The sequence below is a fragment of the Sorangium sp. So ce590 genome (genome assembly GCF_051521365.1).
Lineage (GTDB): Bacteria > Myxococcota_A > Polyangia > Polyangiales > Polyangiaceae > Sorangium.
On the sequence record NZ_CP150346.1, the window covers coordinates 9,574,399 to 9,598,103 of the forward strand.

At 72.2% G+C, this 23,705-nt stretch carries 21 protein-coding genes; 16 read left to right on the forward strand and 5 right to left on the reverse strand.

All coding sequences use genetic code 11. From position 1 onward, the window contains the following. The first annotated feature begins 45 nt into the window (after positions 1-45). Positions 46-1,368: a response regulator gene (locus WMF28_RS36220; protein ID WP_437598100.1), complete on the forward strand. Its 1,323-nt coding sequence runs from the start codon at positions 46-48 to the stop codon at positions 1,366-1,368. Positions 1,369-1,429: 61 nt separating this feature from the next. Here the strand turns inward: WMF28_RS36220 and WMF28_RS36225 are convergent, their stop codons facing one another. Beyond that, positions 1,430-2,047, reverse strand: a complete 618-nt coding sequence (locus WMF28_RS36225) for a CPBP family intramembrane glutamic endopeptidase (protein ID WP_437598101.1) — start codon at positions 2,045-2,047, stop codon at positions 1,430-1,432. A gap of 93 nt (positions 2,048-2,140) precedes the next feature. Here WMF28_RS36225 and purQ point away from each other — a divergent pair, with 93 nt between their 5' ends. From purQ to WMF28_RS36245, 4 genes are all read left to right on the forward strand, one after another. Further along, on the forward strand, positions 2,141-2,860 hold the full coding sequence (gene purQ, locus WMF28_RS36230) for a phosphoribosylformylglycinamidine synthase subunit PurQ (RefSeq protein WP_437598102.1): 720 nt from the start codon (positions 2,141-2,143) through the stop codon (positions 2,858-2,860). Continuing rightward, on the forward strand, positions 2,857-3,654 hold the full coding sequence (locus WMF28_RS36235; RefSeq protein WP_437598103.1) for a zinc ribbon domain-containing protein: 798 nt from the start codon (positions 2,857-2,859) through the stop codon (positions 3,652-3,654). The genes purQ and WMF28_RS36235 overlap by 4 nt, the downstream gene beginning before the upstream one ends. Continuing rightward, positions 3,632-4,933 carry a DNA methyltransferase gene (locus WMF28_RS36240; protein ID WP_437598104.1) on the forward strand — a complete coding sequence of 434 codons (1,302 nt, stop codon included), beginning with the start codon at positions 3,632-3,634 and terminating at the stop codon, positions 4,931-4,933. Before WMF28_RS36235 ends, WMF28_RS36240 begins: the two co-directional genes overlap by 23 nt. 108 nt (positions 4,934-5,041) lie before the next feature. Continuing rightward, positions 5,042-5,398 (forward strand): hypothetical protein, encoded by a 357-nt coding sequence (locus tag WMF28_RS36245; RefSeq protein WP_437598105.1) that lies wholly within the window; start codon positions 5,042-5,044, stop codon positions 5,396-5,398. Between the two features lie 27 nt (positions 5,399-5,425). Here WMF28_RS36245 and WMF28_RS36250 read toward each other — a convergent pair whose 3' ends face one another. After that, positions 5,426-6,694, reverse strand: coding sequence for an NAD(P)/FAD-dependent oxidoreductase (locus WMF28_RS36250; protein WP_437598106.1), 1,269 nt, complete (start codon positions 6,692-6,694; stop codon positions 5,426-5,428). A gap of 123 nt (positions 6,695-6,817) precedes the next feature. On the opposite strand from WMF28_RS36250, the gene WMF28_RS36255 reads away from it, so the two are divergent. Genes WMF28_RS36255 through WMF28_RS36280 form a run of 6 tightly spaced genes read left to right on the forward strand, consistent with a single transcriptional unit; the run spans position 6,818 to position 8,996 of the window. Continuing rightward, positions 6,818-7,129 carry a 2Fe-2S iron-sulfur cluster-binding protein gene (locus tag WMF28_RS36255; protein WP_437598107.1) on the forward strand — a complete coding sequence of 104 codons (312 nt, stop codon included), beginning with the start codon at positions 6,818-6,820 and terminating at the stop codon, positions 7,127-7,129. 32 nt (positions 7,130-7,161) lie between these two features. Continuing rightward, entirely contained in the window at positions 7,162-7,311 is a 150-nt protein-coding gene (locus WMF28_RS36260; protein ID WP_437598108.1) for a hypothetical protein, read from the forward strand. An 11-nt stretch (positions 7,312-7,322) separates the two neighbouring features. Continuing rightward, positions 7,323-7,835, forward strand: a complete 513-nt coding sequence (locus WMF28_RS36265) for a thiamine pyrophosphate-binding protein (protein ID WP_437598109.1) — start codon at positions 7,323-7,325, stop codon at positions 7,833-7,835. After that, complete coding sequence (locus WMF28_RS36270) at positions 7,832-8,395, forward strand: thiamine pyrophosphate-dependent enzyme (RefSeq protein ID WP_437598110.1); 564 nt, start codon at positions 7,832-7,834, stop codon at positions 8,393-8,395. The genes WMF28_RS36265 and WMF28_RS36270 overlap by 4 nt, the downstream gene beginning before the upstream one ends. After that, on the forward strand, positions 8,392-8,574 hold the full coding sequence (locus tag WMF28_RS36275; RefSeq protein ID WP_437598111.1) for a hypothetical protein: 183 nt from the start codon (positions 8,392-8,394) through the stop codon (positions 8,572-8,574). Before WMF28_RS36270 ends, WMF28_RS36275 begins: the two co-directional genes overlap by 4 nt. Positions 8,575-8,627: 53 nt before the next feature. After that, positions 8,628-8,996 carry a PDZ domain-containing protein gene (locus WMF28_RS36280; RefSeq protein WP_437598112.1) on the forward strand — a complete coding sequence of 123 codons (369 nt, stop codon included), beginning with the start codon at positions 8,628-8,630 and terminating at the stop codon, positions 8,994-8,996. A 16-nt stretch (positions 8,997-9,012) separates the two neighbouring features. Here the strand turns inward: WMF28_RS36280 and WMF28_RS36285 are convergent, their stop codons facing one another. Further along, positions 9,013-9,408, reverse strand: coding sequence for a YbjN domain-containing protein (locus WMF28_RS36285; protein WP_437598113.1), 396 nt, complete (start codon positions 9,406-9,408; stop codon positions 9,013-9,015). A 342-nt stretch (positions 9,409-9,750) separates the two neighbouring features. Here WMF28_RS36285 and metK point away from each other — a divergent pair, with 342 nt between their 5' ends. Then, on the forward strand, positions 9,751-10,998 hold the full coding sequence (gene metK, locus WMF28_RS36290) for a methionine adenosyltransferase (RefSeq protein ID WP_437598114.1): 1,248 nt from the start codon (positions 9,751-9,753) through the stop codon (positions 10,996-10,998). 343 nt (positions 10,999-11,341) lie between these two features. Beyond that, complete coding sequence (locus tag WMF28_RS36295; RefSeq protein ID WP_437598115.1) at positions 11,342-12,652, forward strand: hypothetical protein; 1,311 nt, start codon at positions 11,342-11,344, stop codon at positions 12,650-12,652. A gap of 82 nt (positions 12,653-12,734) precedes the next feature. On the opposite strand, the gene WMF28_RS36300 is transcribed toward WMF28_RS36295, so the two are convergent. Further along, complete coding sequence (locus WMF28_RS36300; protein WP_437598116.1) at positions 12,735-13,370, reverse strand: phenylalanine--tRNA ligase beta subunit-related protein; 636 nt, start codon at positions 13,368-13,370, stop codon at positions 12,735-12,737. A 269-nt stretch (positions 13,371-13,639) separates the two neighbouring features. On the opposite strand from WMF28_RS36300, the gene WMF28_RS36305 reads away from it, so the two are divergent. After that, complete coding sequence (locus WMF28_RS36305; RefSeq protein WP_437598117.1) at positions 13,640-16,288, forward strand: O-antigen ligase family protein; 2,649 nt, start codon at positions 13,640-13,642, stop codon at positions 16,286-16,288. A gap of 59 nt (positions 16,289-16,347) precedes the next feature. Beyond that, positions 16,348-17,613 (forward strand): hypothetical protein, encoded by a 1,266-nt coding sequence (locus WMF28_RS36310; RefSeq protein WP_437598118.1) that lies wholly within the window; start codon positions 16,348-16,350, stop codon positions 17,611-17,613. Between the two features lie 41 nt (positions 17,614-17,654). Here the strand turns inward: WMF28_RS36310 and WMF28_RS36315 are convergent, their stop codons facing one another. After that, on the reverse strand, positions 17,655-20,921 hold the full coding sequence (locus WMF28_RS36315) for an FG-GAP-like repeat-containing protein (protein ID WP_437598119.1): 3,267 nt from the start codon (positions 20,919-20,921) through the stop codon (positions 17,655-17,657). Between the two features lie 487 nt (positions 20,922-21,408). On the opposite strand from WMF28_RS36315, the gene WMF28_RS36320 reads away from it, so the two are divergent. Beyond that, on the forward strand, positions 21,409-23,697 hold the full coding sequence (locus WMF28_RS36320; protein WP_437598121.1) for a GumC family protein: 2,289 nt from the start codon (positions 21,409-21,411) through the stop codon (positions 23,695-23,697). Positions 23,698-23,705 lie beyond the last annotated feature (8 nt).

The following is a 23,705-nucleotide window of genomic DNA, read 5'->3' on the forward strand; positions in this document are numbered from 1 at the left end:
ATTCACCCTTGGCCCCGCGCGCGGCGCGCGTGTACCGTCTGCCAGATGCCGAGCGGGGTCGTGCTCGTGATCGAGGACGAGGAGTATGTCGCGGACCTGCTCGCCACCGCGATCCGCGAGGCGGGTTACGAGATCATCTACTGCGCCACCGCGGAGGCCGGGCTCTCGACCGCCTGCACGCTGGAGCCCGAGTGCATCGTCTGCGACGTCGGCCTGCCCGACCACGACGGCTACTGGGTCGCCCGCAACGTCCGCACCCAGCCGTCGCGGGTGTCCGTCACCCCCTTCCTTTTCCTCTCCGCCCTCGACGACCAGCAGTCCCGCCTCGAGGGGTTCCACGTCGGCGCCGACGTCTACATGACCAAGCCGTTCCGGGTCGGCGACGTCGTCGCGCAGATCGGAGCCCTCGTGCAGATGGCGTCCCGCCTCCGCCAGCGGCGGGACAGCCTCATGTCCATCCCTGCCTCCGTCGACCAGACCGCGATCGAGGGCGACCTCAGCCAGATGTCCATCGCGACGGTCCTCACGGTCCTCGAGATGGAGCGGCGGTCGGGCGTGTTCGAGGTGAGCAGCAAGAAGCGGCGCGCTCAGCTCGACATCGCCGAGGGGTGCATCGTCCAGGGGACCGTGGGCGGCACGCGCGTCTCGGCGCTCGGCGCGCTCCGCACCATGCTGGCCTGGAAGGTCGGACGATTCGCGTTCATTCCGGGCAGCCATCCCGTGCCGTCGGAGCGAAAATCCATCGCCGCCTACCTGCTCGAGGCCACCCGGCTCGAGGACGAGAGCACCCGCGTCGATCTGCAGCTCCCGCCGTCGCGGCGCCGCCCGGAGCCCCGGATCGCGACGACGGCGCTCGGCGGGCCGTCGTCCCTCCTGGACGACGTCGCGCCGCCGTCGTCGCGCGCGCCGCTCGAGGAGCGCCTGCGCCGCGGGCCTGGCGCCACGCCGCGGAAGGCGGCCGACAGCGTCCTGACCATCTCCGATGTGCCGCCGTCCATCGAGCTGAGCTTCGAGCTCGAGGCTGCGCCCCCGGGGGCGCCCCCGACGCTGCGCTCGCTCGCCCGCATGGCCGCGCAGCCGCCGTCGAGCCGGCGCGGCGCGGCGGAGAGCGAGCCTCCCACGGTCCCGCGCGGCAAGAGCTGGCCCTCCCCGTCACGACCGCCGTCCCGCCGGCCGACCGAGTCGCCGCCTTCGCCGGGCCGCGCGGGCGAGGGGCAACGCGCCGTGGAGAAGGGCGATCTCTCCCGCGGGACCCTCGCTCCTTCGGCGAGCCAGCCGGCGAGCGACGAAGGTCCGTCGCGCACGAGCCCGGTCCCCCAGCGACCGGTGCCTGCCAGGCCTCCCCGCCCCGACGCGAAGAAACGTTGAAGGCTGGGGGCCTCTCCCCTCCCAGGGGCCGGGCAGCTCGGCAAGACCTCTCCCCAACCGACTAGAGCGTCGCCGGCCGCTCCGCCTCGCCCGGATCGTGGTCGCGCAGGTAGCTCAGGTTCACCGCGTTCACGACGGCGTGCGCAAGGAACGGCCCGACGAGCGACCCCGTCGCGGCGAAGATGGCGCCGAGCCCCGCGCCGACCGCCATGGCCCACCCCACCCAGACCCAGCGGCTCGGCCCGCGTATCTGGTGCGCCAGGCCGAAGACGAGCGCGCTCAGCAGCACGCCGAGGAGCGGCGTCAGGAGCCCGCGGAAGAGCAGCTCCTCCCCGAGGCTCGAGAGCCCCGCGAGGAGCAGCACCTGGCCGAGCGAGAGGTCCAGCGCGACAGGGCGGAGCTCGCTGTGCAGCCGCCGCGCCCAGTCGAACCGGGCCACGGCGATGCGGGTCATCACGACGACCCCGGCCGCCAGCGTGAGACCGAGCGCTGCGCTCGCCAGCAGCGCGGCCAGCGGAGGCAACGACAGCCACGGGCTCGGGTGGATCCACGGCAGTCCATCCCGCAGCACCAGGGCCAGCGCGATCGCCAGCGCCGCGAGGACGAGGTAGCCGGAAGCCGCGCGCATCGTCGCGTCGGTCCGCCCGGTCCGCCCGGTCCGCGCCCATCGCGATGGCATGTCCCATCATGGCACGCCGCCAGGAGCCGGTGAAGCGGCGTGCCCCCTCACGACCCCTGGCCGAGCGGCTGCAACCGGACTACGTCGACGGCCATGCACGCGACCGTGGTCATCTTCCCGGGCTCCAACGCCGATGCCGAAATGATCCATACGCTCCGCGACGTGCTCCAGGTCCGCACGTCGACCGCCTGGCACCGCGACGCCGAGCTCCCCGCTGGCACCGACCTCGTCGCGATCCCCGGCGGGTTCTCCTACGGAGACTACCTGCGCTGCGGCGCCATCGCGCGCACGAGCCAGATCGTCCCCGCCATCCGGCGGCACGTGGAGCGCGGCGGCCTGGTGCTCGGCGTCTGCAACGGGTTCCAGATCCTCACCGAGGCGGGGCTGCTCCCGGGCGCCCTCACCCGCAACGCGCACCTCCGCTTCGAGTGCCGCGACATCTTCGTGACGCCGCGCGCGGAAGGGCCGTTCACGAGCGGCCTGCCTCGGGTGCTCCGCCTGCCGATCGCCCACGCCGAGGGGCGGTATCAGGCGGATCCGGAGACGCTCCGCAAGCTCGTCGAGGATCGCGCCATCGCGCTCCAGTACTGCAACCGGGAGGGGCTGGTCGGCGGGGACGCGAACCCCAACGGATCGGCGATGGACATCGCCGGCATCTACGGCGGGCCCCGGCGCAACGTGCTCGGGCTGATGCCCCACCCCGAACGGATGAGCGAGCCCTTCCAGGGCTGCGCGGACGGGCGCGCCCTGTTCGACGCCGTGCTGCGCCACGTGACCGGCGCCCGCTCGGCATCCGCCGCGAGCGCGCCGTGAGCCAGGCGTCGGCCGGCGACGCCCGCTGCCATGTGTGCGCCGCGGCGCTCGCGCCGGGGAGCGATCGCTGCCCGCAGTGCGGCGCGGACCAGCGCGCCGAGGCGTGCCCGCACTGCGGCGGCGTGGCCGGCGTCTCCGCGCACGCCGAGCTGCGCTTCCGGTGCGATGTCTGCGGCGGCCCGCGCGTCCCGATCACCGACGCCCGCGTCAAGCGATCTGACCGCGAGCTGCCGCTGCTCCAGAAGGCGCGCGCCGCGGCCTCTGCGCGCTCGGTCTGGCGAGCCGCGGGCATCGCGGCCGGCGCGCTCTTCGGCTTCGAGGTGTTCCTCTTCGCCGTGCTGCTGCTCGTCCTCGACGCGAGCGTCGGGCTCTTCGCCGCCGGCCTCCTGACGATGGCGCCCGTCGCCGCCTTCGCCCTCTGGTCGTTCCGGCGGGCCAAGTCGCGGGGCCGGGACATCGCGCCCGCGCTCGACGCCGCGTGGGTCTCCGTCGCGTCCGACGTCGCCCGCCAGACCGAGCGCCCGCTCACCGCCGGCGGGCTCGCCTCGACCCTCCGGATCGCCGAGCCCCAGGCCGAGGAGCTGCTCGCGCTGCTCGAGGTCAACGACGTCGTGCGCGGCGCGGTGAGCCCCGCGGGCGAGTTCGGCTACGCGCCGAAGCTCCGCGTCGGCGCCTCGCCGGCAGTCGAGCTCGGGGCCGAGAGCGCGGCGCACGCCCTCGCCGCCGAGGACGAAGCGCTCTCCACCGAGCCCCTGAAGCAACGGACCGCCCATGTCGAGCCCACGAAGCGCTGATCCCAAGCCGAAGCCGGACGCCACGCGACAGAAGACCCGCGCGCTCCGGCCTGCGCCGCAGGCGCGCCGCGCCCTGACCCACGTCGGCGGCGCGACGCGGCTCGAGGGCGACCCGGCCGACGCGGCGATGCTCGCCCACGCGCTCGATGTCGCCAGCTCGAGCACGGCGGAGGAAGCGGCCCGCGCCCACGTCCACGGGTTCCACAGCTACCCGGCGCGGATGCATCCGGACACGGCCCGGCGGCTCATCGAGGCGCTCTCCAGGCCGGGCGAGCGGGTGCTCGACCCGTTCTGCGGCAGCGGCACCGTCCTCGTCGAGGCCCGGCTCGCGCGCCGGGCAGCGATCGGCGTCGACGCGAACCCCCTCGCCGTGCGCCTGGCCCGCCTGAAGGTGCAGGACAGCACCCCGGGCGAGCGCGAGCGGCTCGTCGCCGCGGCCCGCGAGGTCGCGTCCGCCGCCGATGAGCGCCGCAAGGCGCGCGCCGGCCCGAGCCACCGGTACGGCCCCGAGGACGTCGCCCTGTTCGAGCCGCACGTGCTGCTCGAGCTCGACGGGCTCCGCGTCGGCCTCGACCGCCTCGCGGGCCACGGCGCCGACGCGCTGCGCGCCGATCTCGAGCTCGTCCTCTCGGCCATCCTCACGAAGCTCAGCCGCCGCACGTCCGACACGTCGGAGCACGAGCTGCCGCGGCGGATCGCCGCCGGCTATCCGGCGCGGCTGTTCATCCGCAAGGCGGAAGAGCTCGCCCAGCGCCTCGCCGACGTCGCCGCGCCGCTGTCCGCGAGCCCGCCCGCGTTCATCGAGGAGGGCGACGCGCGCGTGCTGCGCGGCGTCGAGCCCGGCTCGGTCCACCTCGCGGTCACGTCGCCGCCCTACCCGGGCGTCTATGACTACCTCGCCCACCACGAGGCGAGGCTGCGCTGGCTCCGGCTCCGGAGCGCCCGCTTCGAGCAGGACGAGATCGGCGCCCGCCGGCACCTCGATCCGCTCGGCCCCGAGGCCGGCCGCGTGCGCTGGCGCGAGGAGCTCGGCGGCGTGCTCGTCGCGCTCGCGCGCGTCCTCCGGAGCGGGGCGCCGCTCGTGCTGCTGCTCGCCGACAGCGTGGTGGCCGGCGCGCCGGTCTACGCGGTCGACGTGGTCCGGGCCGCGGCGTCCGGCGCGCGCTTCGCGGTCCGCGCGGTCGCCTCGCAGCCGCGCCCCCACTTCCACCGCCCGACGGCGCGCGCCTTCCAGCGGCGCCCGCGCCACGAGCACGCCATCCTGCTGATCCGCGCCTGATCCGCCGAAAATTGCCCCGCGGTGCGGGCCCGTGGCAGGGTGCCCCGGCCTCGAGCAGGGCGTCACGCGGCCGGCACCGGCCGCGGGCGACGCCCCGGGCGCGCGACGATGGCAAGAGCACTCCTCGGACTTCTCCTCCTGTGTGGCACCGCCGTCCTCGGCTGCGGCAAGGCCGGCGGCGATGCCGGGAAAACCGACCTCGACAGCACGGGGGTCGACGCGTGCGACGGCTACCTGGCCACGATGACCGCCTGCGCCAGCAAGCTGCCCGCGGAGACGAGGAAGGGCCACGAGGCCGCGATCCGGATCGCGCGCGACGTGCTCGAGGCGAAGGCGGAGGCCGACGACGAGGCGCTGGAGGGCGACGCGAGGGCGGAGGCGCGCGGCGCGCTCTCGGCCGCCTGCAAGCAGATGAGCGACGAGGTCCGGGGCCGCGCCGCCTGCGGCGCGCTGACCGAGCGCTGAACGGCGCGCGGGGCCGCTCGCCGCGCGTCACGTGAAGGTGGGCACCTCCGGCGGATAGTGCTGCCGGAGGAACGACGCCCACTGCGGGCGCCGCTCGGCGTGGAACACGTCGCCCGCGAGCATGCTGGTGATGAGCTTGCGCATCGTGGGCCGCTGGTTCTCCTCGAACAGGATCTCCCGGAAGTGGCCCTTGTAGAAGCCCTGCACGACGCCCAGGAAGAGATCGACGGCGTAACGGACCTCCGCCTCGTAGCCCGCGAACGCGGCGCGCGAGGTGTCCCCGGCCTCGAGCGCGCGGTGGATCGCCGTGGCCGCCAGATCGGCGCCCTTGATGGCGAGGTGCGCGCCCGTCGAGAAGAGCGGGTCGAGGAAGCCGCCGGCGTCGCCCACGAAGAGCCAGCCGTCTCCGGCGAGCTGATCGATCCGGTACGAGAAGTCGGCGAGCGCCCCCACCGGCCTGGTGCGCCGCGCGTTCGCGAGGAACCCCCGCGCCCAGCCGCTCTCGGCGACGGCGCGATCGAAGAGCTCGTCGAGGCTCTCCCCCTTCCTCCGGCTCCGGAGCCAGCTCGACGACACGACCGCGCCGACGCTCGTCACCTCGCCGCGGAACGGGATGAACCAGAACCACCCGTGCTCGAAGATGACCACCTGGATGTTGCCCTGGTGGATCCCTTCCTCGCGGACCACGCCCTCGTAGTGGGCGAAGAGCGCCGTCTTGTCGAGCTCGGCCACCTGCGCCTTGCGCCGCATCCTCGAGGCGAGGAGCGTATCCCGCCCCGTCGCGTCCACGATCACCGGCGCGCGGAGCTCGACGGCGTCGCTCGAGTCGGCGGGCGCGGCGTCGCCGGACCGAGCGCGAGGCCGCGCCCGCACCCCGACCGCGCGGGAGCCGTCGAACAGCACCTCGACGGCCTCCCACGACTCGCGCACCTCCGCCCCGAGCTCCGCCGCGCGCCGCAGCAGCAGCTGGTCGAACGCGTCGCGCTGCACCTGGTAGGCGAACTCGAACTTCGGCTCGAACGCGTCGACGAAGCTGTACGTCCGCATCCGCCCCGTCGACGAGCACAGGAACCGGGCGCCGTATTTGCGGAGGAAGAGCGCGTCCAGCTTCTCGTCGAGCCCGAGCCGCTCGAAGACCTCGCGCGAGCGCGGCAGCAACGACTCGCCGATGTGAAAGCGAGGGAACCTCTCCCGCTCGAGCACGAGGGCCCGGCGGCCGAGCCTGGCCAGCGACGCGGCGAGCGTCGACCCCCCCGGCCCGCCGCCGAGGATGATTGCGTCCCAGCGATCCGTCATGCGCCCGTCGTATAGTGCGTGGAGACGCCCGCGAAAATGCGCTCCCGGCGCCGGCGCCGGGAGCCGACACGCCCCCGCCGCTCGGGCGGTGGCCCCGCGGTCACGGTGCAGGAGGAAGCGGCGATGCCCACGGTCGTGTTCGAGGCCAGCGCGCTCGGTCCCGCCGTCTCCGCGGAGGCGGGAGCGGACAGGCTCATCGATGTCTGCGACGACGCGCGCGCTCCGGTCGTGTTCTCGTGCCGCGACGCGCGCTGCGCCACCTGCCGCGTCGAGGTCGTCGAGGGGGAGCAGCACCTCGATCCGCCCACGCGCGGCGAGATCGAGCTGCTCGCGCGCCTCGGCGCCCCGCCGCGCCTCCGCCTCGCCTGCCAGGCGGTGCTCCGCGCCGGCCCGGGGCTGGTCCGGCTGCGCGGCGTGATCGACGGCGACGGCTGAAGCTGCCCCGGCATTGGCGGGGCTGGCCAACGGTGTTAAGGCAGCAACGGCCACGGCAGCGCCGTCGACGGAGCTTCACCGATCTGCTCCAGGAGCTCATCGACCGCGGCGCGGACGTGCAGGGGATCGACGTCTACAAGCGGTGGCTCGAGGTCGACCGTCGCGCCTGGGCGCTCATCTAAGGAGTGAGCTGATGTCTCACGGTTCAGGCAAATCGTACGCGCCCGAGCTCGTCGCCGCGCTCAAGGAGGCGGGGTTCGACTTCTTCGCGGGCGTGCCCTGCTCGCTCCTGAAGGGCCTCGCCTCGCTGCTCGACGGCGACGAGGGCGCCCGCTACATCTCGGCGACCCGCGAGGACAGCGCGATCGGGATGGCGGTCGGCGCCTGGCTCGGCGGCCGGCTGCCGATGGTCCTGATGCAGAGCTCCGGGCTCGGCGTCTCCGTGAACGCGCTGGCCTCGCTGAGCACGATGTACGAGGTGCCCACGCTCCTCGTCATCTCCTGGCGCGGCGAGGGCGGCGACGGCGAACCGGAGCACATCATGATGGGCGAGATCATGCTTCCCCTGCTCGATCTCATGAAGCTCCCCCACCGCGTGCTCTGCGCCAGCGAGCCGATGGGGCCGCAGGTGCGGTGGGCGAAGGACGTCATGCTCTCCACGAGGCGGCCGGCGGCGCTCATCGTCCCGGCGGGGGTGCTCGAATGAACAAGCGCGAAGCGCTCGAGGTGTTCAAGGCGGCGGTCGGGGAGGACGACCTCGTTGTCCACTGCCACGGCATGATCGGCCGCGAGCTCTACGCGACGCGGGACCGGCCCTCGAATTTCTACATGATCGGGTCGATGGATCTCGGCCTGTCGATCGGCCTCGGCCTCGCGCTCGCGCAGCCGCGCAAGCGGGTCTTCGTGCTCGACGGCGACAGCAACGTCCTCATGGGCATGAACGCCCTCGCCAGCGTCGGGAGCGAGCGGCCAGCGAACCTCCTGCACGTCGTCCTCGCCAACCGCTCCCACGCGTCGACGGGCGGGCAGCGGACGATCTCGGGCGACGTGAAGCTCGAGTCCGTCGCCAGCGCCGTCGGTTACCGCGCCACGCACCGCGCCGACGCCGTCGAGTCGCTCGACGCGTCGCTGCGGGCCGCGCTCGTGCAGCCGGGCCCGGTCATGGTCCTCGCCCTCGTCGAGGGCGGCGCCGTGCAGGGCATCGGCCGCGTCGTGGAGGCGCCGCCGGAGCTCGCCGCCCGGTTCGCGGCCGAAGCGCGCCGATGAGGGCGCTCCGGGTCGCCGCCGGCCGCGGCGGGCGCATCGGCCGGGACGCGCCCAGGTCGCTGAAGGTCGAGCCCGTCAAGGACTCGCGGTTCGTTCACGGGAGCATCCTTATCGCCCAGAGCGCGACGATGAGGCGCGTGAGCGGCGATGTCTCCTCCCGGATCAGCTGCTTTATCTGATCCGCGCTGGTCGAGGGACGTACGGGAGGCCCCTGGGGCGCTATGGTGTCGCCGTGGCAAGCAGATCCTGGAGCGCGGCGCTCCTCCTCATGGCCGCCGGTTGCACCGCCAGCGTGGGATCCATCGGGGCGGTCCTGGGGAGAGACAACGAGTCGCAGGCGCTCTACGTGCGCGACGTGCCGCGAGGGCTCGCCGCCGAGCGGGCCGGGCTGATCCCGGGCGACGAGCTCGTGATGGTCGATGGCGTCTATGTCCGGGATCTCTCGTCGGCCCAGCTGCGCGATCGGCTCCGCGGCGCCGTCGGGAGCGCCGTCGAGCTCACGGTCGTGCGCGGAGGCGACGTGCGGCGCGTCCGGGTCGTGCGCAGCGAGCTGAAGGCGCACGAGGGGCTCAAGCCGAGAGAAGAGCAGATCGTGCCATGAGGCGCCGGCCGAGGCCTCATGGCGCGGCGAGCTCCAGAAGCTCGGCATAGTGCTTGTTCGTATAGAAGGAGAGCACGTCGACGGCGTCGCGCACCTCGCTCGGATCGAGGTCCTGGAGGCGATACTCGACACTGAGGATCACGTCGCCCTCCTCGTCGGCCGAGAGCTTGGCCATGTTGATCTCGCGGTTCAGCTGGAGGAGGCGCCGCACGATCGCGTCGCCCTCCTCGAGATCCATCGGGAGCCGCACGAACGGGATCACCGCGAAGACGACGAAGGGAGGTGAGAGCCGCACGAACAGAGGGAAGAGCCGCTCGGCCCCCTGGAAGTCGCTGCGCATCGTGTCGGTGGACACGACCTCCACAGCCCAGCCTTCGCGCTCGAGGCAGGTCTTGATCTCGTCGAACGTCATGCGTGGCATCATAGCCGCTGGAGACGCGCCTCCGGGAGTGCGCTGGACGGGGAGCGGGCGGCGGACGCGCCGCGATCGTCCGATCTCCCGGGCCGCCCGGCGAGATCCCCGTCGGCGGCGCAGCTCCGTCGCCTGACGCCGGCCACGGAGGCGCGCCGGCAGGCCACGTGCTGCCCAGGCAGCAGCGCGCGCCGACATCGCGCTCGGGCCGCGCGGGCCAGCCCAGCCGGCAGCGCGTCCGGCCGGCGCTTTTGTCCCCGACCGGCCGCGGCCCGCGTTGACGGTTCCCCGCGCTCGAACTATGCGAGAGATCCGTTTTCGAGCCCGCCGAAGGAGCGATTCATGCGCCGTTACCAGTTCACTTCCGAGTCCGTCACCGAAGGTCACCCCGACAAGGTGTGCGACCAGATCTCCGACGCGATCCTCGATGGTATCATCGAGAAGGATCCGACGGCCCGCGTCGCCTGCGAGACCCTGGTGAAGACGGGCATGGCCGTCGTGGCCGGCGAGATCACGACCTCGGCGTGGGTCGATATGCCGGTCGTCGTGCGCAGCACAATCAAGGACATCGGCTACACCGACGCCTCGATGGGCTTCGACTACGAGACTTGCGCGGTGCTCACGGCGATCGAGAAGCAGTCGCCCGATATCTCCCGCGGGGTCACCGAGGGCGAGGGCCTCTTCAAGGAGCAGGGCGCCGGCGATCAGGGGCTCATGTTCGGCTTCGCGACGGACGAGACGCCGGAGCTGATGCCCGCCCCGATCACCTATGCCCACCGCCTCGCCCGGAAGCTCGCCGATCTCCGCAAGTCGAAGAAGCTCGACTGGCTGCGCCCCGACGGCAAGACCCAGGTCACGATCGAGTACGAGGAGTACACGCCCATCCGCGTGAGCGCCGTCGTCGTGTCGACGCAGCACAGCCCCGAGGTCAAGCACAAGACGATCGTCGACGCCGTGCGGAGCATGATCATCGAGAAGAGCATCCCGGCGAAGCTGATGGATCGGAACACGAAGGTGTACGTGAACCCGACCGGCCGCTTCGTGGTCGGCGGCCCCTTCGGCGACGCCGGCCTCACCGGCCGCAAGATCATCGTCGACACCTACGGCGGCATGGGCCGGCACGGCGGCGGCGCCTTCAGCGGCAAGGACCCGACGAAGGTCGATCGCTCCGCCTGCTACTACGCGCGCTACGTCGCGAAGAACGTCGTCGCGTCCAAGCTCGCCTCGCGCTGCGAGGTGCAGATCGCCTACGCCATCGGCGTCGCGCAGCCGGTCGGCGTGCACATCAACACCTTCGGCACCGGCCGCGTAGGTGACGAGGTGCTCGAGAAGTACATCATGCAGAACTTCGACATGCGGCCGAAGGCGATCATCGAGCAGCTCGACCTGCTGAAGCCCATCTACCGCAAGACGGCGGCGTACGGCCACTTCGGGCGCGACGAGTTCAGCTGGGAGAAGACGACCCGCGCCGCCAAGATGGCCGAGGATCTGCTGCGCCCGACGCTCTCCGCGGTGCCGGTGACCGTGAACGGCTCCGGCAAGAAGGAGCCGAAGCGCAAGAGCAAGAAGGAAGTGGGCGCCCAGGCCTGATCGTCCAGAACGTCCCGCCCGGCGCAGGTGGCGCGGGGCAGCAGGTTCTGGCGGCCCGCGCCCCTCGCGGGGACAGAGAGCGCCGACGCTGTAAAAGCGCCGGCGCTCTCTGCTTTGTCGACGATCTGTCGCTGCGGCTCGCCTCCTGTGAAACGCGCTGGACGCTGGCGCCTGTCCCGGGAGCCGGTGCCACGATGTGCGAATCCGACGCACAAAAAAGCACCGCGCTTCGCCGGGATGGGCTGACTGTTGCTGCGGCTTCTGCTGATAAAATCATCGTCGACTCCCGTATCGCCGGCTCGCCCTGAACCTCCCTGGTTCCATGCGACCTCGAGGAGCACCGATGACACGTTGGTTGAATTTCTTGAGCTTCATGACCGCGGCGGGATGCATGGGCGTGGCCTGCACCGGGAAGATCGGACCGGTGGGCGGCCTCGCCGCGGGCGGGGAGGGCGGCGCCGGGACCACCTCGGGCGACGTGATACCGTCGCCCGCGACGACCGACGGGGCGACCACCACCACCACCACCACGGGGACTGAGGGCGCGGGGGCAGCCGGAGGCGCGGACTGCGGCGGCTCGCCGGACGACGACGCGGACGGCGACGGCTTCACGGAGAACCTCGGCGACTGCGACGACTGCAACGCGCTGGTCAACCCGGCGGCGCTGGAGCTCGCGACGGTCGGCGGCGAAGGGGGCGCCGCGCCGGAGCCTGTCGACGACGACTGCGACACCGTCGTCGACAACGTGCCCGAGCCGTGCGACGACGGGATCGCGATCGACGACGGGAGTGCGCTCAGCGCCGCGAAGGCGGTCGAGCTGTGCAAGAGGCCGCGCTGGGCCGGCGACTGGGGGGTGATCTCCGCGGACTGGGTCATGGTCGACGGCGCGCCGCCCCCGGAAGGGGAGGAGCAGCGCGCCAACTTCCACCTTGGGCACGGTATCCTGCCCGGGTTCGGGCGCAACGTCCTGCCGAAGGCAGGCGCGCGGCTGCTCGCTCTCTCGAGCGGCACGGCGCGGCAGCAGGACGACGAGGGCTTCGAGAGCCCGGTGGGGTTCAACAAGAAGTACGAGGGCGAGTTCCCCCAGGGCTTCCCGAAGGCCCCGCATGGCTGCGAGGATCTCGTGCCCGCGAAGCCGTCCGACCCGACCGCCATCGAGATCACGATCCGGGTCCCGTCGAACGTCCGCGGCTTCGCGTTCAACAGCTATTATCTCACCTACGACTGGCCGCGTGCCTGCAACGATTTCAACGATTACTTCATCGCCCTCCTCACGCCGCGGCCAGCCAACCTCATCGATGGGCACATCCTCTTCGACGACAGGAGGAACGCGATGAGCATCAACAACACCCTGATCGACGTCTGTGCCTGCGAGGGCGGCCCGCCCTGCGATCTCGACGGCCGGGCGTACGCGTGCACGAGCGGGACGAGCCAGCTGCTCGGGACGGGGTTCGAGAGCCGCGCTGGGACGGGCTGGCTCGTCACCTCGGCGCCCGTGGAGCCGAACCAGGAGATCAAGATCCGGTGGGGAGCGTACGACGCCGGCGATCACGAGCTCGATTCGACCGGGCTCGTCGACAACTGGGTGTGGCTCACCGAGAAGGACGAGACCGTGGTGACGATGCCCGTCGATCGGCCTGCGCCGGCGCCGTAGGGCGCCTCGCGCCGGCGGCGCGCCGCTCGCCGAGCGCCGCCGGCGTGCGCGCTGGCCGAGGAGCCCGCGCGTTCCGGGCGGCTCAGGCCGCGACCGGCGCGTCCGAGGTCGCGGCGCCGACGCCGGCGAGCAGCTCCCTGTACCAGGCGGCCGCCTCCGCCGCGCGGCCCGGCAGCGCGCGGCTGCCCCAGAGGACCGAGAGCGTGCGCGTCGTACCGGCGTGCGTCTTCGTCCGCTGCGCGTCCTTCACGGCGTTGGCGCACGGGCCTTCTGCATCGAAGACGCAGAGGAGCCCCTCGAGGTCGATCTCCTGCCCCGAGGCGTTGAACACGTAGCGGGCGCCGGCGGGCGCGACGTCGATGCGGAGCGGGGGCCTTGCGCGATCGAGATCGATCACGCTGATGGGCAGCCCGGTGTGCAGCGACACGGCGTTGCACGCGTCCACGGCCGCGTTGATGGTCGCCAGCGAGCCCGCGTCGGCGGCGCGGATGAGGTACTCGGAGGCCGGCTTGCCCCGGCCGGTCGGCTTGTAGCCGCCGTGCCGGAGCAGGTCGCGGACCGCCGACCGCACGGCGTCGTCCGAGCGGAGCGGGGCCGAGGCCTTGTCGGACAGGAGGCCGCGGAGCGCGTCGCTCACCGGCACCTCGCCGAGCGGCGCGGGGAAGGTCGTGACAAAGGCGGCGGCTTCGAGCAGGGGATGTGCCGAGATCGTGAGCACGCGGCGCACTCTACACCAGCGGCGCGGTCGCGCGAGCGGCATCCGCGGCAGACGCGCGAGCGTCGATATCAGCGCGCTGCTCGCCAGAGGCGTAGTTGGGCGCGAACGCGATGAGTGCCTTGACCCACCCCTTCCAGGTCTGTCAATCCCGGCAGCGCGCGCAGGCCGAGCCTGGAATGCCGTGGTCAATCTCGTCCGCTCGCGACGAAGATCGACTACCCTGGCGGGCCGTGGATCCGGACTACACACGCTCGAAGCCGAGGTCGCCCATGGAGCGCCGGCGCTCCATGGGCGCCGCGGCGTGGAGCCGACCAGCAGGCGCCGCGTCGCCGCTCGCCGAGCGCGTGATCCCATGGCTGCTCGGGGCCGCCATCGCCGGGTCCGTGCTCGCCATCGGCGCGGTCCATACGCCCACGCTGGCATGGGTATCGTCGGTCACTGCCATCGCTGCCGCGCTCTCTCTCCGCGCCGGCGCCCTCACCGACAGGCCGTCTTCTGTGCGGATGCTGCCGGTGCTCACGCTGCTCGGCTTGACCGCTTATACGCTGCTGCAGACCGCGCCCCTGCCGCTCACATGGCTCGAGAGGCTCTCGCCGGCGAGCGCCGACATCTGGGCGCGCGCCCTGATGCCGCTCGGCGAGGCGGCGCCGCGGTACGCCAGCATCTCGCTCGATCCAGGGGCGACGCTGGTCGAGGCCGTGAAATGGCTCACGTATGCTGGCATTTTCATCACCGCAGCGTTCGTCGGCGCCAGGCACGGCGCGAAGCTTGGAATCACCCTCGTCTTCGGCAGCGCGTTCCTCGCCGCGCTCACGACGATCGCCCACGGGCTGCTCGGCGCGACCAAGGTCTTTGGCCTGTATCAGCCGCGCTTCTCGGTCGCGTCGTGGCACATCGGGCCGCTGCTCAACCCGAACAACCTCGCCGGTTACCTGAACCTCGGAATCCTCTCCGGGGTCGGGCTGCTGCTCACGAGCAGGCCGCTCCTGCCGACCTGGGTTGTCGGGGTCGGGCTCACCACGATCGTGGGGGTCGGCATCATCGCGTCGTCCCGCGGAGGGCTGCTCGTGCTGCCGCTCGGCCTCGCCCTCTTCGCGCTGCTCTCGCGGCAGAGGCGCGGCAGGCGGCGCTCGGGCGCCCGCGCGCGGGGCCCGGCGACCTGGCTGCTGAGCGTGGCCATCGCCGGCGGCGCGGCGCTGGCCGCGCTCGCCACCACGAACCGCACCCTCACGGAGATCGCCGACGATAACCTCGACAAGCTGTCGTTCTTCTACTCGACGCTCCCGCTGCTCGCGGATCACTGGCTCCTCGGCATCGGGCGCGGCGCCTTCGAGACGGTGTTCCCTGCTTACCGGCAGTCACCGGGGAACATCGTGTTCACGCACGCGGAAAACTTCGTGCTCCAGTGGGCGGCGGAGTGGGGCATTCCGGCGGCGGCGGCCGCGCTCGTCGCGCTCGGGTTCGCGTTTCGCCCTGGCAAGATCGCGTTGCGCGGGAGCACGGCGGCGCTGGCCGCGTGGGTCGGCTGCGTGGTGCTCCTCCTGCAGAACCTGTTCGATCTCGGGCTCGAGGTGCCCGGTGTCACCATCGCGCTCGCGGCGACCCTGGGCTCGCTCTGGGGTGAGGCCCACCGCGAGCGCCCGCGGCGCGATGCTCCGGCAGACGAGCCCGTCGCCGGACGGCGGCGACCGTGGCAGGCGGCGGCGTGCGCCGCGGCCGCCGGGCTCACGCTCGTCGCGCTGATGGTGCGCTTCGGCTGGCGCGACGTCGACCACGACCGCCAGGCGTTGCGCGCTCTGAGCGACGCCGGCGCGGCGAGCGGCGCCGGCTGGCCGCGTTTCCGCGAGGAGCTCCGCGCGGCGATGCTCCGCCACCCCGCGGAGCCGTACTTCCCGTTGCTCGGCGCGGTCACCGTGCTGCAGGGCCGGAGCGAGAGCCCGATCCCGTGGCTCCAGCGCACGCTCGAGCGCTCGCGCCGCCACGGGCGCGCCCACCTCCTGCTCGCGGAGGTGCTCGCGTCGCGCGGCGCCAAGGAGCAGGCGCTCCTGAGCCTCCGGCTCGCGGTGGAGGACGATCCCGACGTGGTCGGCACGGCCGCGAGCCTCGCCCGGCAATGGACCCGGCGCTGGGACGAGCTGCTGCGGGCCGTGCCGGAGGGAAAGGCCGGGGTCGCGATGCTCGAGCGGATGGCGGCCGCGGGGGACCGCCGGGACGAGCTGGATCTGCGCCTGCGCTGCGCGGAGGAGGCGATCGCGCGCGCTCCGACGCGCGTCGGCGCGCGCTGGGCCGCGGGCAACGCGCTGCTCGCGATGCTGGACGATCCGAGCTCCGCCCGCTGCGGCGGCGCGGGGGGCGACGAGGCGCAGCGGGGCGCCTGCGAGCGGCAGATCGAGGCGCACGCGGCGGCGATTCAAGAGTCGAAGGGCGACTCGTTCTACGCGGTCCAGCTGCGGGCGCGGCTCCTCCTGCTGCGCAAGAAAAGCGCGGAGGCGGAGCTGCTGCTCGCGGGGAGCTGCGAGCGGCTCGACAACCGGGTCGGCTGTCTCCGCCTGCGGGTCGTCGCGGCGGCGCAGCTCGCCTCAGCCGAGCGGCTCCTCCCTGCGAGCCGCGACCTGATGCTGGCGTCGTGCAGCGCCCACGCGGCGTGCGCGTCGGCGGCGACCTGGGTCGGCGACCTGCTCGTCACGCGCAAGGACTACTCGTCTGCCGTGACCTACTACGCGCGGGCGGCGCAGGACGAGCCGACGGAGGAGCGCCTCCTCAAGCTCGCCGACGCCGCGAGCGGGGCGGGCGCGCACGTCGAGGCGGCGGCCGCGCTGGAGCGCCTGCTGCAGCGCCGCGGCGGCCACGACACCGAGCTGCGCAAGAGGATCCTCGACGAGCGGGCCAAGGCCCTGGCGCCTTCGCTCGCGCCGTAGGTAGACTGCGCGCCCCCTGTGGCCATGCGCGCCTCTGTCCGCCTCCAGCGAAGCGCCTTGTGAAGCTGTCGTCGTTGCCGCGCGCCCTGATGCACGGGGGCACGGGGGTCGCGTTCGCCGTCCTCCTGCCGCGCGCCGTCTCGCTCGGTTCCCAGTGGGTGCTCGCGCTCTCGGCCCAGCCCGCGGCGCTCGCCACGTTCGCCAACTACACGTCGCGAGGGATGGTCGTCGTCTCGCTGGTCGCCGCCGGCCTCGCGCCCATCCTGGCGCGCCGGACGCGCGCGCTCGCGACGAGGGCGGGCCGCGCGCTCGCCGGCGGCGCGCTCGCGATGATCGCCGCGATCGCCTTCAGCAGCACGCTCGCCCACGAGCTCGCCTTCGGGCTGGGCGGCGCGGCGGGGCTCGTCACCGCGTTCTTCAGCGCGTGCACGCTGCTCGCCGCCGCCGCGCCCAGCATCTGGCCGCTCTTCCAGCGCGAGGGCCGATACCTTCAGGCGCTCGCGGTGCTCCTCGTCTTCTCGCCTGGCGCGTCCATGCTGGCCGCGCTGAGCGGCCGCCCCTGGGCCGTCGCGACGGCCATCGGGCTCGCCGGCGCCTCGCCCGCGCTGCTCCTGCTGCGTCCGACCCGGCTCCGGCGCGCTGCCCGTTATGCGATGCTCATCATCCGGCGCGCGGCCCCGCACTCCATCGCGAACTTCTCGACGGTGGTCGTCTATCCCATCTCGCTCAGCGTGAACCTGAAGTACATCGGCGAGCATCGGGTCGGGCAGCAGGTGCTCTACTGGTCGTTCGCGCTGGCCCTCACGAACGCCTCCCAGGCGTTCGCCGCGCGTGCCGTCGCGGGCGCGAGCGGCTCGGGAGACGAGGCGACCTGGCACACGCGCGCCCTGCGCGCGTGGCTGCCGCCGGCGGTCGCGCTCTCGGCCGCCGGTGCGCTCATCTACGTGCTCTTTGCGATCCCGATCCCCTGGCTCCCTCATACGGGGGCTGCGCGTGACGCCATGACCGCGACGATGCTGGTCTCCGCGACCGGTCCGCTCATCACCGACGCCCTGTGCGTCTACTTCTCGGGCCCGCGTTCGCGCCGCGCGCTCCCCGTCGGCAGCGTGCTGAGCAGCGCCTGTGTCGCCGGGTGCCTTCTCCTGGCGCCGGGCCCCCTGGTCCGGCATTTCGGCGTGTTTGGCCCGTCGGTGCTGGTCGGCGTGGCGCGCCTCGCCTTCGTGCTCGACGCGCCCATGCGACGGTACGCGCTCGGAGCGATGGTCCTGCTCATCGCCGCGTTCGCCGTCGCGCTGGCGCTCGGGCCGGGCGTGAGCTTCCAGTAACTCGCCTCGACCTGGGGGAACCGCTGGCCCGTGTCGGGCAGCTAGCCACGTCGAGGCCAGGCTCGCGCGGTGCTCCCGCGGCGCGCCGCGCGCCGGCCCGCCGGAGCGGCCGCCGTGGCCCGGGCCCTGCCGAGGGCGAGGAGCGCGAGCGCGATGCCGCCGAGGCCGGCCGTCCACGAGGCGCCGGGTTGCCCGGGCGTCTCGGAGCAGACGCAGCCCCGGCCGTAAAGGAGCGTGTCCCCCGGCAGCGCCACGTCAACACCGCCCACGCCGACCCCGACCCCGCCGGCCCCACCGGCCCCGGTCCCGCCAGCGCCGGACCCGCCGGCCCCAGCCCCACCGATGCCGACACCACCGGCCCCACCGGCCCCACCGGCCCCGTCTCCACCGGCGCCGCCTTCGCCCTGCGGCATACGCACGATCACCCCGTCCGAGCCGCGATCCGGGGAGAGCCCGGCGGCGGAGACCGCGCGGACGCCGACGTAGTACTTCGCCCCGTCGAGGAGCGGCAGCCTGCTGATAGAGGCCTCGGTGACGTTGCCGACTTCCCGCCACGCCGGCGAGCTCACGTAGTTGCCCTCGCCGCCCACGACCGCCACCTGGTAGGACGTGGCCGTCGGGACCTTCGACCACGCCACGTACAGCGTGTCCCGGGTCTCGATCTCGTCGACGTCCTCGCTGGAGCCGTTCGTGCTCGGGTCGATCTCCCAGACGTAATCGGGGGCGGGCAGGTTCTCGTGCCGCAGGTTGTAGAGGTAGCCGTCCGCGACGCTCACGACGATGTCGTCATGGCCGTCGCCGTCGGTGTCCGCGAGGATCGGCGCGCCGACGGGCTCGCCGAAGGCATGGGACCACAGGAGGCGCTCCGAGCACGCGTCGACCGCGTAGAGGAAGCCGTTCGTGGAGCCGACCACGACGGTGGGGCCTGCGGCCGCGAGCCCGGTGAGGTTCTGCGAGATCGCGGCGTCCCCGAGCTGGCCCATGACCGCGCCCGCCTGCTTCGCCGCTTGCTCGTCGGCGAACGAGGCGTCGCCGGCGAGCACGACGAAGCTCGACCGGCCAGCGCCGGGGCCGTCGAGCTTTGTGAACGAGAGGCGCGCCGGGTACACGAACGAGCCCTCGACGAGGAGGGGCCTCCCGTCGCACCTGGCGATCGCGCCGTGCGGGTACGGGCGGCTGCCCACGGGGCCCCTCCAGAGCGCGGCGCTCAGATCGTGCGGCAGCGTCCTCTCGGGGTGATACCCCCCTTGCAGCGTCATCTCGAGCCGCTCGTCTCCCGACACGTCGGCGAGGATCGGCATGAAATAGGGCAACCGCTCCGTGCTCTCGCCGAGGGCGCTGCCGTCTCGGCCCGACAGCACGCGGGCGGAGTTGATCGCCACGGCGACGTCCTCCGCCCCATCTCCGTTCCAGTCGGCGATCGCGACGGCCTGGGTCCCGGCCGAGGCGTTGATGTCATGCTTCCATCGCATCCCGCCGCTCCGATCGAGCGCGAGGATCTCGGTGCGATAGGTGGGATCGACCGTGAGCGCCACGAGCTCGGGCGCGCCGTCGCCGTCGAGGTCTCCGTGCAGCACGTCCCACGCGGGCGGCTTCTGCAGCGCGGTCTCGCTCGTCTGTCGGCCGTTCGCGTCGAGCGCCACGACAGCGTACCTCGGCGGATCGACGAGCGGGTGCCGCCGCCTGAAGCACGCGAGGGTCGCCGGCGAGCGGTCGTCGGCGGGCCAGATGGAGGCGCCGAACGCGTCGATGACGCGCCAGGCCGCCTTGGCCGGCGCGACATTGCTCGCGCCCTCGGACGCGATCCGCAGGAGATCTCCCCGGCTGTCGACGACGACCACGCTGGCGGCCGCGTCCCCCGGCGACAGCTTCGCCGCGATGGGAGCGCGGCCGAAGTCCACGTACGCGCCGGGGCCTGTACTGTAACTGCCGACGCGCAGGCCCGGCACGACCTCGCGCCCCTCGTGCATGAGGTTCATCGGCGCGAGCGAGGCGTCGAGCAGCGCGACGAACCCGTCTTGGCGGGAGACCATGAGCCGCGGCGACGCCGGAGACGTCGCCGCCGGCACGTCGAGCGCCGCGACACCGACGCCGAGGTCGACCCGGTAAACCGCGGCAGGCGAGGCTCCGGCCGCGCGCGTCGTGTACGCGGTGAGCGCCACCGGCGCCGAGGTGGCTTCGAGCACGATCTCGCCGCGCCCGTCACCGTCGAGATCCGGCGTGACCAGCGCCTGGCTGAGCCCCGTCTGCTGCGCTCGCCCCCAGTCGAGCCGCGTGCGGACCAGCTCTCCATCGAGCGACCAGAGCCGCTCGACGCGCTGTCCAGCTGCGCGGCTGAACCGGAACGCCGACACGCGCTCCTCGCGCGAGGTGAGGATCCACTGCCCCGCGCCGTCCTCCCCGGGGATCGCGCCCTGCGCGATCTCCTCGGGGATGACGGCGAGCTCGGCGCCCGTGGCCGCGTCGAGCACGAACGACGTCCACGTCTCGCCCGTCTTGCCGCTCGCCAGCACCTCGAGCGCGCCGTCGCCGTCGAGATCCCAGGCGAGGCGCGTCGGGGCCCGCGCGTCGCCGCCGTCGTTGGGGCTGAGCGTCTTTCGCCAGACGACGGCCAGCGATGGGCTCTCGCCCGGCCTGTACGCGAGCAGGGAGACATCGCGCGCCCCCTCGCCGCTGAACACCCGATTCTGAAAGCAGAGCGCCCGCTGGGGGCTCCGGGGATCGCCCAAGGTCACGGCCTCGCACGACGCGCCGCCGAGGTGCGCTCCGACGATCGCGGACTCGGCGAAGACGTCCCCAGCCCCGGAGACCAGGAGCAGTCTGTCATGAGAAGATAGGAGGAGATCGGCTGTTCCGTTCCCGTCCCAGTCGCCCACGGTGTCGATCGAGGCGTTGCAGTGCGCGCGTTTCGGCGGGGAGGGCAGCCTCTCCACGGCGCTGAACCCCCTCGCGAAGCTGTAGATGACGCCCGGGCTGTCGGTCCGCACCGAGCAGCAGCCGCACTCGTCGAGGAACAGATCGAGGTGGCCGTCGTCGTTGAAGTCTGCGAGGCGCGCCGCGCCGAGTACGCCGAGCTCCGAAGCGTCCTCCATCCAGAGGACGACCCCGCTCGCCCCATCGAGCACGGCCGCCCCCGCGCCGGTCAGGACGATCACCTCGAGCAGGCCGTCTCCGTCGAGATCCTCGACGGCCTGCAGGGTCCGGAAGCCCATCGAAGGGGTCTTCCAGCGGGTGAAGCCCTGCGGATCGGAGAGCGTCACGCGCCCTCCGGAGGCGAAGAGCAGGTCGATCTCGCCATCCTGGTTCACGTCGCCTGCGAACACGCTTCTGGAGGAGAGCGCTCCGCCCAGGTACGAGCGCCAGTAGGGCGCTGGCTTGACGATATTGCTCGTGGACGGCGTGGCGCCCGTGCGCTGCGGGTCGTGACGGGCAGAAGGCCAGTCTGCGAACGCGTCATTTCCGGCGAAAAGGAGCGCCGAGCACGCTGCCATCACGCCTGCACGAGTGACGATCGATGACCGTGTCATTCTGCTTGTCCTCAAACGAGCGAGCGGAGCACGCGGCCGAAGTGTAGTCCATCCCGGCGGGGCGGCAGCCGCGAGCAAAAGTCCTCCCGGCTGGCACCTCTGCCGCGCCCGCGCCCGGGCATTCGGGCCGTAGACAGCCCGAGCCGCGCATGTTATACTACATCTGCTCCCATTTCGGAACGCCGGCTTGAATTTTGGGGTCTTGGGGCGCACCTTAGCCCTCCGCGCGGACCCCTACCCTGGGAAACGCGCCTCTAGCGCACGACTTATGGCCGACGAACTCAGAGCCCCCTCGGCATCCCTGTCCCCAAACGACGCTTCCACCGAGCGCTCGTTCGATCTCGTGGCGGCCTTGCGCATCGTTAGCAAGCACTGGGCCACCGCGCTCTCGACGCTGCTCTTCGTCGCCCTCAGCGTGACGTTCTACACGCTCGGGCAGAAGAAAATTTATCAGTCGACGACGACAGTGCAGCTCGATCCGAACCCTCCGAGGCCGCTCGGCCGCGGAGTCGACACCGTGGTCGACATGGGCGCTGGGTCGTACTGGAACAACCGAGAGTACTACGAGACCCAGTACAAGGTCATCCGGTCGATGCGGGTGGCGCTCGCGGTCGTCGCCCAGCTCAACCTGCAGAGCGACGCTTACTTCCTGGAAAACCTCCCGAAGGAGGCGGCGGCTCCCGCGCCGAAGACCGTGACCGCCGAGGAGGCCGCGGAGCTCCTGCTCGAACGGCTCTTGATCGAGCCGGTGAAGGACAGCCGCCTCGCGGTCGTGCGCTACATCGATGCGGATCGCGACCGGGCTCAGCGCGTGCTCTCGACGCTGATGGATGTTTACATCGAGCAGAACCTCGATGAAGCGCTCGCCTCGACGAACTCGGCGGTCGACTGGCTGAGGATACAGCTCGACAAGCTGAAGAACGACCTGGAGGCGAGCGAGACCTCGCTCCACGAATACAAGCTCAGCAATGACATCCTCGACGTGGATTTCGAGGACAAGACCAACCTGCTTCGTGAGGAGATGAAGCAGATCAACGACGCCCTCACGTCCGTGCGCACGCGACGGGAGGAGTTCGCCGCGAGGAACCACGAGCTGTCGAAGGTCGACCCGAACACCCCGACCGACCTCCCCGCCTCGGAGCTCATCCAGAGCCCGGTCCTCCAGATGCTGCGCGCGCGCCAGGAGGAGTGCGTCCGCGAGCGCGACGCGCTCATCGGCTCTGGCAAGGGCGATAACCACCCGGACGTCCGCGCCGCCAACGAGCGCATCACCGCCAACAGGAACGCGCTCATCGCCGAGGTCAAGAATGTTCAGGGCGCGGTGAGCCGTGATCTCGCCATCGTGAAGCGCCAGGAGACGGGCCTCGCGGCGCTGCTCGAGGACTCGAGAAGGCAGGCCTTCGGGCTGAATTCTCTGAAGATCGAGTACGACCGCCTCCGCAGGACGAAGGACAACACGGAGAAGCTCTACCAGCTCGTCCTCGAGCGCACGAAGGAGAGCGATCTGCAGCGGATGATGCGGGTGAACAACATCCGCGTCCTCGACAGGCCGAGCCTCGCGCTCACCCCGCTGCGTCCCCGCGTCGGGACCAACATCGCGGTCGGCATCTTCGCCGGGCTGCTCCTCGGGATCGGGGCGGCGCTGGGGCGGGCGTTGCTCGATCGCACGCTGAAGACGCCGGATGAGGTGGAGCGGGAGCTCGGTCTACCGCTCCTGGGCCTCCTGCCGGAGTTCGACAAACGGGGCAAGAAGGAGGCTGAGCTCCGCAAGGCGAACCGCCGCGGCAGGCGCGCTGCCCAGCCGGGCCGGCGCGAGCTCGTCGTCCATGATCAGCCGAAGAGCGGGATCGCGGAGGCGGCCCGCGCGATCCGGACCAACCTGCTCTTCATGTCGCCCGACCACCCCTACAAGACGCTGCTCGTCGCGAGCGCCGGGCCCGCGGAGGGAAAGACGACGGCGTGCTGCTGCATCGCCGTCGCCATGGCGCAGGCAGGACAGAAGGTCGTCCTCATCGATTGCGACCTCCGCAAGCCGCGCCTCCATCACATCTTCGGCAAAGGCATGGAGATCGGCGTCACGAGCGCGCTGCTCGACGACTCGGTGGTCGACGACGAGAGCGCGCTCAGGACGGAGGTGGAGAATCTCTATGTCATCCCCGCGGGCCCCATCCCGCCGAACCCGGCGGAGCTCCTGCACAGCGATCGCTTCAAGGCGCTGCTCCGCAAGCTCCAGGGCCGCTTCGACCGCGTGCTCATCGACAGCCCTCCCCTGCTCGCGGTGACCGACGGCACCGTGCTGTCCACGCTGGTCGACGGCACCGTGCTCGTCGTACGAGCATCCGTCACGACGCGCGACTTCGCGCGCCATGGGATCCGGGCGCTCTACGACGTCGGGGGCAAGACGGTGGGGGTCGTGCTGAACGCCGTGAACCTGAACCGGCAAGAGTACGGCGTCTATCACTACTACGGCTACAAGAGCGACGAGCCGTACCAGACGCCTGCCGAGCCGGCGCCGTCCGACCCAGCGGGACCGCCTCCGCCTCCTCTGCCCAATTGAGGAGCGCC